The organism is Kordia sp. (assembly GCF_965283645.1).
In the GTDB taxonomy this organism is placed as follows: domain Bacteria; phylum Bacteroidota; class Bacteroidia; order Flavobacteriales; family Flavobacteriaceae; genus Kordia.
This window is the reverse complement of record NZ_CBDIPG010000001.1, coordinates 3,044,136-3,059,275: the sequence shown is the minus strand read 5'-3', so window position 1 is coordinate 3,059,275 and position 15,140 is coordinate 3,044,136. Positions and strand designations below refer to the sequence as shown.

Genomic DNA, 15,140 nt, shown 5'->3' with positions numbered 1-15,140 from the left:
ATATAAAATTGTCGGGAACAATAAAGGAAGATACTACTAATATATTATTGTCAAATGCGAACATCATAGCAGAACCGCAAGGCGATAGTGCAATGAAGTTTTCAATATCCAACGATAAAGGATATTTTGAGTTGAAGCTTGAAAAGGATGAAACGTATAAAATAACTATTAGCTATCTTGGCTATGTTCCACAGGAGATCACTTACAAAGCTGCTGAATCTAAAACGATAGCTGTTTCATTAAAAAAAGATACCGAGTCTTTAGGAGAAGTAACACTAAATTATACACCGCCTGTGGTTATAAAAAAAGATACAATGTCTTTTAAAGTGGACGCTTTTAAAACAGGAGACGAACGCAAGTTGAGAGACATTTTAAAGAACTTGCCAACTGTTGAAGTTGACAAACAGGGAAATGTAACTATAAAAGGTAAAAAGGTTTCTCGTGTACTTGTTGAGAATAAACAATTTTTTACAGGCGATAGTAAGCTTGCAGTGAACAATATTCCTGCTGATGTAGTTGATAAAATTGAAGTGCTTGACAATTATTCAGATGTTGCCTTTTTAAAAGGCTTAGAAGATAGTGATGAAATGGTTATGAATGTCAAGCTGAAAGAGGACAAAAAAAAGTTTGTTTTTGGAGATATCGAAACCGCTACGGGTATTAAAGAACGTTATATTTTGAATCCTAAGATTTACTATTACAGTCCTAAAACATCACTAAACATGATAACGGACTTTAACAATACAGGAAAGAAGTCGTTTACATTCAAAGACTACTTAGATTTCAATGGTGGAATTAGCAAACTCTTTTCTGATACCGAATCCTATTTGTCATTATTTGATAATGACTTTACAAGATTTTTGGATAATCAAAACTTTATAGAAAATACCAATCAATTTAACGCATTAAATATTTCCCATGATTTCAACGAAAAATTATCTTTAACAGGATATAGTATTTTATCAAACGACAAGCTTCAAACACTAACTACAACTACTAATAACTATATAGCGAGTGACAATCTTATTGAAAATAGAAGAAATGAATTTGACAACACAAATAAGTTTGGAATTGGGAAATTTGCGTTTAGTTACGCTCCAGATGAAAACACGGAGTTACTTTTTGAAACAAACATAAAAGCATCAAAAAATACAATACAGGGAAATATTTTAACGGAATCAAATTTTATAAATTCTTCGATCAATCAAAACGAACGTATTGACGATTTTTCATTCCGTGAAAGTGTAGAACTTCACAAACAATTCAATCAAAAAAATACAATTAGTGTTATTTTAAATTATAACTTCAATAGATCACAACCTAAAACCAATTGGCAAACTGATCAATCATTTTTAAACGGTTTACTTCCGATTGAAGATGAAACTATTTTAGACATCAACAGTAATAAACTCCGCAAAACACAATCTTTTAAAGTTGTTGGGAAATACTACTACGTTTTAAATAAATTGAACCATTTATATTTCACTACGGGTGCAAATGTGGTAAATGATAACTATTCTACTTTTGATTTCCAACGGTTGCAAGATGGTACAATAAACGATTTTACAGATAGTAATTTCGGGAATCAATCAAGGGTAAATTTCAATGATATTTATTTTGGTGTCGATTATAAATTCAAAAGCGGAATCGTAACCATAAAACCAAGCTTAACATATCATAATTTCTTTTGGGGTATTGAGCAGTTTACAGTACGTAACAATAAATCAAAGGGAGTTTTGCTTCCAAAATTTACTACAAAAGTTGAATTTAACAGTTCAAAGATATTAAGCTTCAATTATAGCTTACAAACACGTTTTCCTACTATTACGCAATTTGCAAATCGTTTTACGCTTACAAACTTCAATAACATATACAGAGGAGACGAGACGCTTGAAAATGAATTATATCACAACGCACGTATTAGTTATTATCGTTTTAGTATGTTTAAAAACATACAATATAATTTGTCTGTTAATTATCGTAAGAGTACCCGAAATTTGAAAACGGCAAATGTGATACAAGGAATTGATAATATTTTAACGCCAATACTACTGGATGCGGTTGATGAATCTGTAAATGTTAGAGGTTCGCTGAAAAAAGGGTATGGAAAGATAAAACTATCAGCAAAAACAAATCTTTCATTTTCTAATTTCTTTACGTCCGTAAATGATGAATTGATAGAAAATACCTCAAACAATTATACCATTAGTGGCGGAATAAGTACGCGATTTAAAGACTACCCAAATATTAGTATTGGTTACAATAAAACATTTTCAAGTTATAAAGCGAATACAAATGCAAAGTTTGAAAATGATGTATTCAATATCAATCTTAGTTATGATTTTCTGAATGACTTTATTTTCAAAGTTGATTACAAACGTGAAGAATTTCAAAATACGACTTTGAACAATACAAATACTTTTGATGTAGCTAACAGTTCTTTATTCTACCAAAAAGATAACAGCGCGTGGGGTTTTGAAATATCAGCGTCAAATTTATTTGGTGTAGACTTTAGACAACGAAACTCATTTAGTAACATCGTAGTATCAGACGAAAGAACGTTCATTCAACCTAGAATATTATTATTAAAAATCTCATATAAACTTTAAAAGATATGATGATGGATTATATACTTGGAATAGTAGAAACAGTTTTTTATATGTTAGGAATAATAACATTTTGCATATCAATTTTTTGGTTGTTCCCTTACATAAAAAAATATGTGACTCGTTTTAATGACGAATAAAAACTAAAATTAATACGTCAAGAATAATATCATTTTTTCAATTTAAGTATCTACTAAAAAGCACTTATACAACTTTAGTGCTAGTTACTCTTGACGTATTATTAACGAAGTTTTCATTGAACTTTGTTGTTTAGTGCAAGGCGATATACGAGAGGCTTAATACTCATCGCCTTGCTACTTTAACAAATTTAAACAAATAATGTCTTTAAAAAAATTAGAACGTTTCAGATGGTTTATAATTGGGTTTTGCTCATGTGCTTGTTTTGTAGTACTAATTACCATTATTGGATTCTACATTTACTATAGATAAACAGAATAATTACCTAGAAACCCTAAATTATCGTAAAACTAGAATTATTCTTTTACCCGAAAGCTTCAATTGTAATGATTGAAGCTTTTTTGATCGTATTACTGTTTAAAAATTATGTTCAGCATAGGCATTCATAAAATTTCTGGAGGCATAAACGAATCCATAAATATTTACACCTATAAAAAATCATTTATGTAATTGGATGCTTCAAAATTTTCAATACATCTTTTCAAACAGGTTCAATGTCGAGTGTATTCAAAATAGAGTAAAGAAAACCTTAAAGTAATACTTTAAGTAGAGTGAAAACTGGCACGCATTTTTGAAAGACTAGATTTCAAGGAAAATTAGTAAATCATAACATCATTTTTTTTGGAAGAATACATCTAATTTTCTACACTAAAGTTTATAGCTTAATAATATATTTCACTTTTTGATGAAACATTTAGAAAAATGTGAATAAATTATTTTTAACAATATTTTTTTTGAAAAAATGTTTTTTTTAATGTTTATTTTTTGCTTTTATTTTTTCGGTTTATTTTTAAAAATAACTAAAACACTGATATATAAATAATTAATAAATAAAAAGTCAAAGTGGTTTTACTTTTTATTATAAAAGTCAATCCACTTTGACTTTTTGTGAAAAATGAATTTTTTCTTTAATTTTTATCTTTTTTTTCTAAAAAGGCACAATTTTTTTTAAAAAAAGCAACTTCAATTTATTTTTTAAATAAAAGATGTTGCCGTGCGAATCTTTAAGAAAATTAAGTTCAAGAAATTGATACATAAAATAAGAAATAATAATTGTATTTTTAAAATACAAGTTACCTGTTAAAGCTGTTTTTCGCATCCCGTACAGCTTTCACTAATCCGCTAAAGGCACTTACATAATATTTTGAAACTCTTAAAAATCCGTAAACAACAATTCCTGTAATGATAATTTTAGTAGCTGGATGCTTTAAAATTTCTTTTGTGTTTATGATGGGGTTTATTTCTGATTTTATCGAATCTAAATCGAGTTTCTCTTTTATTGAATTTTATTTTCATGGAATAAAACTTTTTAATTAACGTAAGTTCGACGTAAGAAAGTTAGTTTTTTGTGCAATAAAAAAGTAGAAATTCATTATATTTAAGTATCTGACATTTAAATATTTAAACAAATTTCTACTTATGATTTCTAATGATAAAATTACTGAAATTTTCTGTACCGTTGATGATTTTTGCAAGGAAATAAAGCAAATATTGGATGACAACTCCCTTGAAAGTGACTCTTCCTTGAAAAAACGTAAGCGAAAATGCAAATTAAGCGATAGCGAAGTCATATCCATTATGGTTTTTTTTCATCTTAAAGGTTACCGTTGCCTAAAACATTTTTACGTTCACTACGTGCAGAAACACATGCAATCTGAGTTTCCAGAAACAGTATCATACAATAGGTTTGTTGAGTTACAGAGTAAATCCATTCTGCCCATGGTCGTATTCCTGCAGACTTGCTGTTTGGGCAAATGTTCGGGAATCTCATTTCTGGATTCTACCGTAATAAGAGCTTGCCATTATAAACGAGAAAAACAAAATAAAGTGTTCAAGGGCATAGCTGCAAAAGGACGTGGTACAATGGGCTGGTTCTTTGGATTTAAACTACATATCATCATTAATGAACGAGGTGAGATTATAGACTTTTTAATAACACAGGGTAATGTAGATGACAGACAACCTCTTAAAAACAAGACTTTTCACGATAAGGTTTTTGGCAAAATATTCGCAGACAGAGGCTATATTGGTAAGGATTTATTTGAAAAACTATTCGTGGACGGTATACATCTAGTAACCAAAATTAAAAAGAATATGAAAAATGCCCTCATCATATTTATGATAAGATACTATTGAGAAAAAGAGCTGTTGTAGAGAGCGTTAACGATATCCTTAAAAACCAGTGCCAAATAGAACATACCAGACACAGAAGTTTTGACAACTTTATAACAAATCTTATTTCTGGACTTATCGCATATGCTTTTTACCCAACTAAACCTAATATAAATATTGATAGATTACAAAGAATTCGATAATGCTTATATCGAACTCACGTTATTTAGGAGTTTTAACAGTATTCGCAATAGTGATGTTGACATTTCCTTACTATTCAAGTATCTTTTATCCAAATTCAGAGAAACAAATTGATATTGTGGATAAATCCAATATCAAAACAACAGAATATAAAATAAGTGGAATGACCTGTGCCAGTTGTGAAGTACACGTTAACCACGAAGTAAATAAACTCAATGGAATTGTAAACTCAAAAACATCATACGAAAATGGTAACGCAATCATTGAGTTTGACGAAACTAAAACTAATGAATTAGAAATTGAGAAAGCAATAAACCCAAGAGGTTATAATGTAACTGAAAAAAGATAAAATTAATGTAAACTATATTAAAATCGGAAATCACTTGCCCAAACTGCGGACATAAAAAAATAGAAGAAATGCTTACAAACGCTTGTCAATTCTTCTACGAATGTGACAACTGCAAAAAAGTTTTCAAACCTAGTGAAGGCGACGTATTTACAGAATTCTTTTTAATGTCTATTGCCACAATAGGTGCATTCATTATTGGCGAATATCCCGAAGGTGTTGCTGTGATGCTATTTTATGCAGTAGGCGAATTATTTCAAGGTGCAGCAGTGAATAGAGCAAAAGGAAATATTAAAGCATTGCTAGACGTTCGTCCGAAAGAAGTAAATGTTTTTCGAAACGGTGACTATAAAAGCATTTTCCCTGAAAGCGTTAGTATAGGTGAAAAAATTCAAGTAAGGGTTGGGGAGAAAATTCCCTTAGATGGTATATTATTATCCGAAAAAGCATCTCTAAACACCGCAGCGTTAACAGGCGAAAGCAAACCAGATAGCATTCAGAAAGAAGCAAAGGTTTACGCAGGTAGTATTAATTTGGAAAGCGTTATTGAAGTTGAGGTAACCAACAAATTTGAAGATAGTTCTATTACCAGAATATTAGACTTAGTGCAAAATGCAACAGCTCGTAAGTCGAAAACAGAATTATTTATTAGACAGTTTGCTCGTATCTACACACCAATCGTTGTATTCTTAGCTATTGGTGTTACTTTTATACCTTACTTTTTGGTAGAAGATTATGTGTTTAGAGATTGGTTATACAGAGCATTAATTTTCTTGGTAATTTCCTGTCCTTGTGCGTTAGTGATTTCAATTCCATTAGGTTATTTTGGTGGATTGGGTGCAGCTTCAAAAAACGGTATTTTATTTAAAGGCGCTTCGTTTTTAGATGCAATGACCAAGATAAATACATTGGTAATGGACAAAACAGGAACGGTTACCAAAGGAGTTTTCAAAATTAAAGAAGTAAAAGCAATTGATTGGAAAGAAACCGAATTTATGCAATATTTAATGGCGATGGAAGGGCAATCAAGGCATCCAATTGCCAAAGCAATTTTAGAGTATAAAGCAGAAGGAAAAGGTTTTGAAGCTACCGAAGTTTCAGAAATTGCAGGTAAAGGATTAAAAGGCATTGTAAATGGAAAAACAGTTTTAGTAGGTAACAAAGCCTTAATGACTACCAATAGTATTGATGTTCCAACGGAAACGGAATCTATTGTAGAATCGATAGTATTAGTCGCAATCGATAACCAATTTGCAGGTTATGTAGTCATAGCAGATGAATTAAAAGAAGATGCAAAAGACACTATTACATCACTACACAAAGTAGGCATTAAAAACATTATAATGCTTTCAGGCGATAAAGATTCCATAACACAACAAATTGCAAAAGAATTAAATGTTGAAAAAGCAAAAGGCGGTTTATTACCAGAAGATAAATTGAACGAAGTAGAAACCTTAAAACAAAATCCAGAAAATAAAGTTGCCTTTATTGGTAATGGTATTAATGATGCACCTGTTTTAGCCACTAGTAATGTTGGTATAGCAATGGGCGGTCTAGGAAGTGATGTTGCTATTGAAACCGCAGATGTAATTATTCAAACAGATCAACCCTCAAAGGTTATCACTGCTATAAAAATTAGTTGTTCCACAAGACGAATAGTATTGCAAAATATTGTTTTAGCATTTGGTATAAAAGTAATCGTACTTATATTGGGTGCAGGTGGTTTAGCTACCATGTGGGAAGCAGTTTTTGCAGATGTTGGTGTAGCTTTATTAGCAATATTTAATGCAGTCAGACTACAACGAATGAATTGGAAATAGATCATCTACTAAATTAAACTGCTTTAAAAAACTAAAATTTGCTAAAATTTTGTAACTTGCTACACTTATGAAGAACTTTTTCCATAATATAATGTCTTTGGCAATGACTTTTGTAGTGTTATTTTCTACGATGTCATTCACAATTAATATGCATTATTGTGGAGAAATTTTAGTGGAAACTGCAATATTTCACAAAGCAAAAGGTTGTGGAATGGAAATGGAAAAGCCTTCAAGTGAAGCATGTTCTATTACCAAGAAAAATTGTTGTGATGATGAACAATTAGTAATTGAAGGTCAAGACGAACTACAATTACACGTTGATAAAATTACGTTTGAGCAACAATTATTTCTAGTTTCATTTGTTTACACTTACATTAATCTCTTTGAAGGCTTAGACAATAATTTATCTGCTTATGAAGAATATAAACCGCCACTGGTCATAAGGCACATCTACAAGCTTGACGAGACCTATTTAATTTGATTTTTAAACAATAGACTTTTTTTATCCTATGACTGCAATGTTGTAAGGATACCTTTCTGTATTCGGTGTTTTCTAAACACTATTATCTAATTGTTTAATTATCAAAGCCAATGCTAAACAAAAGTATCAAATTTTTAATAGAAAATAAACTTGTTGCAGTTCTGCTACTCGCCCTTTTTGTGGCTTGGGGAACAGTAAATGCACCTTTTAATTGGGACACAGGTTTCTTACCTAGTAATCCTGTTGCTGTTGACGCCATACCTGATATAGGTGAAAATCAACAAATTGTATTCACCAAATGGGATGGTCGTTCTCCACAAGATATAGAAGATCAAATTACCTATCCACTTACAACATCACTACTCGGTATTCCAGGAGTAAAAACCATTCGTAGTTCCTCTATGTTCGGCTTTTCAAGTATCTATATCATTTTTGAGGAAGACATAGAATTTTACTGGAGTAGAAGCCGTATTCTCGAAAAACTAAATTCCTTACCAAGTGGTTTATTACCTGAAGGTGTTAATCCTGCTTTGGGTCCAGATGCGACAGGTTTAGGACAAATATTTTGGTACACTCTTGAAGGTCGTGACGAAAACGGAAACGTAACGGGTGGTTGGGATTTACAAGAGTTACGCAGTATTCAAGATTACTACGTAAAATATGCCTTATCCTCTGCAAGTGGCGTTTCGGAAGTTGCTTCGATAGGTGGATATGTTCAAGAATACCAAGTGGATGTTAATCCAGAACTGATGCGTCAATATAATATTGGATTGCATCACGTTGTAAAAGCGGTTAAAAAAAGTAACAAAGAAATTGGTGCACAGACTTTGGAAATTAACCAAGCTGAATATTTAGTACGTGGTTTAGGTTACATAAAATCCATTTCAGACATCGAAAATGCAGTAGTCACTTCCGAAGATTACGCTTCAATTAAGATAAAGGATATTGGAAAAGTCTCATTAGGTCCAGCAACAAGACGTGGTTTATTGGATAAAGAAGGTGCTGAAGTTGTTGGTGCTGTTGTGGTGGCTCGTTATGGTGCAAACCCAATGGAAGTTATCAATAACGTAAAGGAGAAAATTAATGAATTAAGTGCAGGTCTACCTTCAAAAGTATTAGCGGATGGAAGAACATCACAAGTTACCATAGTTCCTTTTTATGACAGAACAGAACTAATACAAGAAACTTTAGGTACACTCAATGAGGCATTGACTTTAGAAATACTTATAACCATTCTGGTCATAATCATTATGGTGTTTAATCTTCGAGCTTCAGTATTAATTTCTGGACTACTGCCAGTAGCAGTTTTAATGGTATTTATAGCGATGAAGCTCTTTGGTGTCGATGCCAATATAGTCGCTTTATCAGGTATTGCTATTGCTATTGGAACGATGGTCGATGTTGGTGTCATACTTTCAGAAAATATCATTCGGCATTTAGAAGAAGATGATGGAACACAATCCATTAATACCGTAGTTTACAACGCAACCGCTGAAGTATCTGGTGCAATCGTTACCGCAGTAATGACCACTATTATTAGTTTCATTCCAGTATTCACGATGATTGGATCGGAAGGAAAGCTGTTTAGACCATTAGCATTCACAAAAACTTTTGCATTAACAGCATCCATTATTGTAGCGTTATTTTTGATTCCACCGTTTGCTGCATTCTTATTCCGAAAGAAAAGCATTAAAAACACTTTGAAATATGTTTTAAATGGTGTTTTAATAGCGTTAGGTATCGCTGCAATTATCTATGGGTATTGGTTAGGGTTGATATTAATAGCTTTTGGAATTACAGCACTTCTCAATCTTCAAAATAAGATAACAGACAAACAAGCTAACCTTATTAATATTATTATTTCAGCATCAGCAATAGTATTCTTGTTAGCCGAATATTGGAGACCATTAGGCGTTGATAAAAGTATTTTCTGGAATCTCATTTTCGTTAGTGTTATTTGCTTTGGTTTATTAGGTGTTTTCTCTTTATTCATAAAATACTATACACGTATTTTAAAGTGGTGTTTAGATAATAAGTTGCTCTTTTTGTCAGTCCCAACTGCAATTGTTATTGCAGGTTTTTTCATTATGAAAAATACAGGGAAAGAGTTTATGCCATCATTAAATGAAGGCTCATTTTTACTAATGCCAACCTCAATGCCTCATTCTGGTGTAGAAGAAAATAAAAGGGTTTTACAACAATTGGATATGGCAGTAGCCAGTATTCCAGAGATTGAAACCGTAGTTGGTAAAGCAGGTAGAACAGAATCAGCTTTAGACCCAGCACCTTTATCAATGTACGAAAATATCATTCAGTACAAACCAGAATATATGTTGAATGAAAACAGAGAACGCCAACGCTATAAAGTGAATGATGATGGTTTATTTGAGTTAAAAGATGGTCGATTTATTGCAAACCCAAATAATTCCGAAAATGTCACTTTAAGCAGGGTGAAAAGGTCTGAATTGATAAAAGATAACAATGGTGAGTTCTACCGTAACTGGCGACCAGGAATAGAATCACCAGACGATATTTGGAATGAAATTGTAAAAGTTACCAAACTACCTGGTGTCACTTCTGCACCAAAACTACAACCTATTGAAACCCGATTGGTAATGCTGCAAACAGGAATGCGTGCGCCAATGGGAATCAAAGTAAAAGGTCAAGATTTAAAGCAGATTGAAGCATTTGGTGTCCAATTGGAAGACATTTTAAAACAAGCTGAAGGTGTAAAAGATGAAGCTGTTTTTGCAGACCGTATTGTTGGTAAGCCTTACCTGCTCATTGATATTGATAGAGAAAAAATTGCACGTTATGGAATATCCATTGATGATGTACAAAATGTATTAAAAGTTGCAGTTGGTGGAATGGTATTAACCCAAACCGTTGAAGGTCGTGAACGTTATGGTGTGCGTGTACGCTATCCGAGAGAGTTACGAGCAAACCCAACCGATTTAAAACAAATTTACGTACCAGTTGAAAAAGGGAGTCCTGTGCCTTTAAGCGAATTGGCATCCATTCGATACGAACAAGGGCCACAAGTCATTAAAAGTGAAGATACCTTTTTAGTTGGCTATGTATTGTTCGATAAAATAGATGGTTATGCAGAAGTCAATGTAGTTGAAAATGCACAAGCCTTAATTCAAGAAAAGATAGATAGTGGAGAATTAGTAGTACCAAAAGGTATTAACTACCAATTTACAGGAACTTACGAAAATCAGTTGCGAGCAGAAAAAACCTTATCGGTTGTTGTGCCTTTAGCATTGGCGATTATTTTCTTGATTTTGTATTTCCAGTTCCGTTCGGTTGGTACTTCCTTAATGGTATTTACAGGAATTGCAGTAGCATTTGCAGGTGGTTTTGTAATGATATGGCTTTATGGTCAAGGATGGTTTTTAAACTTCAATTTCTTTGGTGAAAATCTACGAGACTTATTCCAAATGCATCCAATTAATTTAAGTGTTGCAGTTTGGGTTGGGTTTATTGCACTCTTCGGAATTGCAACCGATGATGGTGTAGTAATGGCAACTTATTTAACCCAAACATTCGATAGAAACACACCAGAGAATAAAAAGGAAATTAGAGCATCAGTTGTTGAAGCAGGTGAAAAACGAATCAGACCCTGTTTAATGACTACAGCTACTACAATTTTGGCATTATTACCAGTATTAACCTCTACAGGTCGAGGAAGCGATATAATGATACCTATGGCAATACCAAGTTTTGGTGGAATGCTTATAGCCTTAATCACTTTGTTTGTTGTACCAGTATTGTATAGCTGGAAAGCAGAAGTTCAACTTAAAAGAACATCAAAATGAAATATAAATCAATACAAATAAAAATCGTCTTGGCTCTTGGCTCTTGTTTCTTGAGTCTTTTTGCGAACGCTCAACAATTAGAAATACTTATCGATGAAGCCTTAACAAACAATCCAGAAATTCAAAAGTTTGAGTTACAATACAAAAGAGCTTCCGAAAAGGTAAACGAGGTCAACACCATTCCTAATACCGAATTTGGTGTTGGTTATTTTGTGAGTGAGCCAGAAACACGAACAGGTGCACAACGCTTTAAAGTATCTGCTAAACAAATGTTACCGTGGTTTGGGACTATTACTTCGAGAGAAAATTACGTGAGTTCATTGGCAGATGCTAAATACGAAGACATTGTCATCGCAAAGAGAAAACTAATGGCTTCGGTATCACAATCCTATTATAATCTATACGCTAACAAAGCAAAGCAAGAGGTTTTAACTGAAAACATCAAACTATTAGAAACTTATGAAACGTTGGCATTAACTTCTGTAGAGGTTGGTAAAGCATCCGCAGTAGATGTGTTGCGATTGCAAATGCGTCAGAACGAAATGCAACAATTAAAAGATGTATTGCAACAACAGTTTTTAGCAGAACAAACTAACTTCAATAATCTATTGAATAGAGATAATGATGTTACCGTGAATGTGGTAGATAGTTTAATGATACCTTCAGAAGACTTTGATATTACTTTTGAAAAATTAGTATTACATCCTGAATTACTAAAATTTGATAAACTCTATCAATCCATAGAGCAATCAGAATTATTGAATCAAAAAGAAAGCAGTCCAATGATTGGTTTTGGATTAGATTATATCAATGTTGCTGAAAGACCAAATATGGATTTCAGCGATAACGGAAAGGATATTGTAATGCCAATGGTTTCGGTATCTATCCCAATTTTCAATAAGAAATATAAATCCCAAACCAAACAAAATGATTTGCAACAGCAGGAAATTACTGCTCAAAAACAGGAACGTTTAAATGCATTGGAAACGCTTTTAGACAAAGCGAATAACGAACGCATTTCTGCAAGAATAAGTTATGCTACCCAAACCAAAAACCTACAGCAAGCCAAAGATGCAGAAGACATTTTAATCAAAAGCTATGAAACAGGAACGATTGATTTTAATGATGTTTTGGATATTCAAGAACTACAACTAAAGTTTCAAATGAACCAAATAGAATCTGTGAAGACCTACTATGTGCAAAGTACAATTATTAATTATTTAATTCAATAAACAATGAAAACATTTAACACAATATTTCTCTTGTTCCTAACTTCAATGGCATTTGCCCAAGTTGGGACAAATGGTGAAGATAGAAAAGAAGAAGGTCGAAACATAAAAGAGTATAACCTTACTATAGAAGAAAATGAAATAACCCTTGCAGGTGTAACCGCAAACGGAATGACCATTAATGGTGGAATTCCAGGTCCTACGCTAGAATTTAATGAAGGCGACCTTGCTATTATTAATGTAACCAATAAAATGGATGAAGAAACCTCTGTACATTGGCACGGTTTAATACTTCCTAATTTTTATGATGGTGTTCCTTATTTGACAACACCACCTATAAAACCAAATACTACATTTCAATATAGAATACCTATCAACCAATCTGGTACATATTGGTATCATTCCCATACGATGTTGCAAGAGCAAAAAGGAGTTTATGGCTCAATAGTTATTCATCCTAAAGAAAAGACGTTAGAATATGATAAGGATTTAGTTATAGTTCTTTCTGATTGGACAAATGAAAAACCAATGAATGTACTGCGAAACCTTAAACGAGGAAACGAATGGTATCAGGTTAAAAAAGGGACAGCAGTACCATTAAGCAGAGTTATAAAAGAAGGTGCATTAGGCGCACAATTCAAATTTTGGCGCGATAGAATGGAAGGCGCTGATATTGCAGACATCTACTATCCTGCGTTTTTAGCCAATGGTAAAAAACTTGCAGAATATCCAAAGTTTAAAACAGGTGAAAAAGTACGACTACGTTTTATCAACGCATCTGCTTCATCTTATTATTGGGTGGATTTTGGTGGTGGTAACCCGATGATAGTTGCGAGTGATGGTGTGGATGTAATACCAGAATATAAAAACCGATTTCTTTTTGCAATTGCCGAAACCTATGATGTGATTGTAACCATTCCAGAAGGTACATTAGAAATTACCGCAACAGCCCAAGATGGTTCTGGTAATACGTCCATTCACTTGGGTAGCGGAAAATTGTATCCAGCAACTGTAATAGACAGACCAGATAAAGTGGCTATGATGAAGCAAATGGCAAAAATGGATATGAAGATGGGTGCACCTGCTTTAGTGGGAAATAAAAATAGAAATACCCCCAAAGCCCTAATGCAGAAATATGGAATGAAGATGAATATGGATATGAAAGACGGACAGATGAAGATGGAGAATGAAATGAATATGGAAATGAAAAAGGATGCGACGCCAATGAATCATAAGATGTCTACGATGCAAAAGGACACCGCTTCATTTAATTATGATACACGTAAAACCTATTTCAACTATGATTTTTTAAAGGCAAAAGAAAACACGACTTATAAGGCAGACATACCTGTATCCGACCTTTTACTTAACCTAACAGGTAATATGCAACGTTATGTTTGGAGTTTGAATGGCGTACCACTTTCTGAAACAGATAAGATTAAAATCAAAGGTGGAGAGGTTACAAGGATTACCCTAAATAATCTGACAATGATGCACCACCCAATGCACTTGCACGGTCATTATTTTAGGGTGATTAATGAAAATGGAGAGCGTTCACCATTAAAGCACACGGTTAACGTACCACCGATGCAAAAAGTGGTCATCGAATTTTATAACGAAGAATATGGTGATTGGTTCTTTCATTGTCACGTACTATATCATATGATGGGTGGTATGGCAAGAGTATTTAGCTATGATACACCACGAGATGAAAGGATGAAACCTTATCCAGTTCAAAAACTAATTGATGAAACTGACCATTATTACTCTTGGGGAGCTGCACGTGTAGGTTCAAACTTTAATGAACTTTTATTGATGTCGAGCAACATTCGTAACGAATTTGGACTACGTGCCGAGTTTGATTATAACCAAAATGCCGAGATAGAAGTAAATTATAACAGATATCTCAATGATTGGGTACGCGTGTATGCAGGCGTAAATACTGAAACTTCAACACCAGATTCTTATGATACATTCAATACTGTGGGATTGGTTGGAGTTAAATATTTCACGCCTTACAGATTTAATGTGGATGTGAGTATGGATAATCAACTGCGCCCAAGAATACGTTTGGACAGAGAACTATTGATTTTTCCTAGAATTTTTCTCGAAGGAGAATACGAGTACAGAGCAGATTTTGGATGGGTTAATGAGTTAGAAAACAACAAATCTTATGAAGGTGAAACTCAATGGTTAGTTGGAGCGTCGTACATCTTATCTCGAAATTTTTCAATTCAAGGTAATTATAACAACCGATATGGTTGGGGTGGTGGACTTTTAGCCAGATTTTAAATAATAATTAATACATAATAATCTTTAAAACCGAAAT

6 protein-coding genes and 2 pseudogenes are annotated in these 15,140 nt (G+C 33.0%); all 8 read left to right on the top strand.

Translation table 11 applies throughout. The features are described 5' to 3' along the window. The first annotated feature begins 8 nt into the window (after positions 1-8). The 8 genes and pseudogenes from ACQ654_RS13455 to ACQ654_RS13420 all read left to right on the top strand — a co-directional run bounded on the left by ACQ654_RS13455 (position 9) and on the right by ACQ654_RS13420 (position 15,103). A complete protein-coding gene (locus ACQ654_RS13455) occupies positions 9-2,609 on the top strand; it encodes a carboxypeptidase-like regulatory domain-containing protein (RefSeq protein ID WP_430410851.1) in 2,601 nt (866 codons plus the stop codon). Positions 2,610-4,223: 1,614 nt separating this feature from the next. Continuing rightward, a pseudogene (locus ACQ654_RS13450) lies at positions 4,224-5,119 on the top strand (IS982 family transposase). Between the two features lie 23 nt (positions 5,120-5,142). Continuing rightward, positions 5,143-5,466: pseudogene (locus tag ACQ654_RS13445) on the top strand (cation transporter); the annotation flags it as partial. Between the two features lie 14 nt (positions 5,467-5,480). Then, complete coding sequence (locus tag ACQ654_RS13440; RefSeq protein ID WP_430413027.1) at positions 5,481-7,283, top strand: heavy metal translocating P-type ATPase; 1,803 nt, start codon at positions 5,481-5,483, stop codon at positions 7,281-7,283. 67 nt (positions 7,284-7,350) lie between these two features. Beyond that, positions 7,351-7,764, top strand: a complete 414-nt coding sequence (locus ACQ654_RS13435; RefSeq protein ID WP_430410850.1) for an HYC_CC_PP family protein — start codon at positions 7,351-7,353, stop codon at positions 7,762-7,764. A 110-nt stretch (positions 7,765-7,874) separates the two neighbouring features. Then, on the top strand, positions 7,875-11,582 hold the full coding sequence (locus ACQ654_RS13430) for an efflux RND transporter permease subunit (protein WP_430410849.1): 3,708 nt from the start codon (positions 7,875-7,877) through the stop codon (positions 11,580-11,582). Next, complete coding sequence (locus ACQ654_RS13425) at positions 11,579-12,814, top strand: TolC family protein (RefSeq protein ID WP_115839038.1); 1,236 nt, start codon at positions 11,579-11,581, stop codon at positions 12,812-12,814. Before ACQ654_RS13430 ends, ACQ654_RS13425 begins: the two co-directional genes overlap by 4 nt. Positions 12,815-12,817: 3 nt before the next feature. Beyond that, positions 12,818-15,103: a multicopper oxidase domain-containing protein gene (locus ACQ654_RS13420; RefSeq protein ID WP_430410848.1), complete on the top strand. Its 2,286-nt coding sequence runs from the start codon at positions 12,818-12,820 to the stop codon at positions 15,101-15,103. The last annotated feature ends 37 nt before the right edge of the window (positions 15,104-15,140 follow it).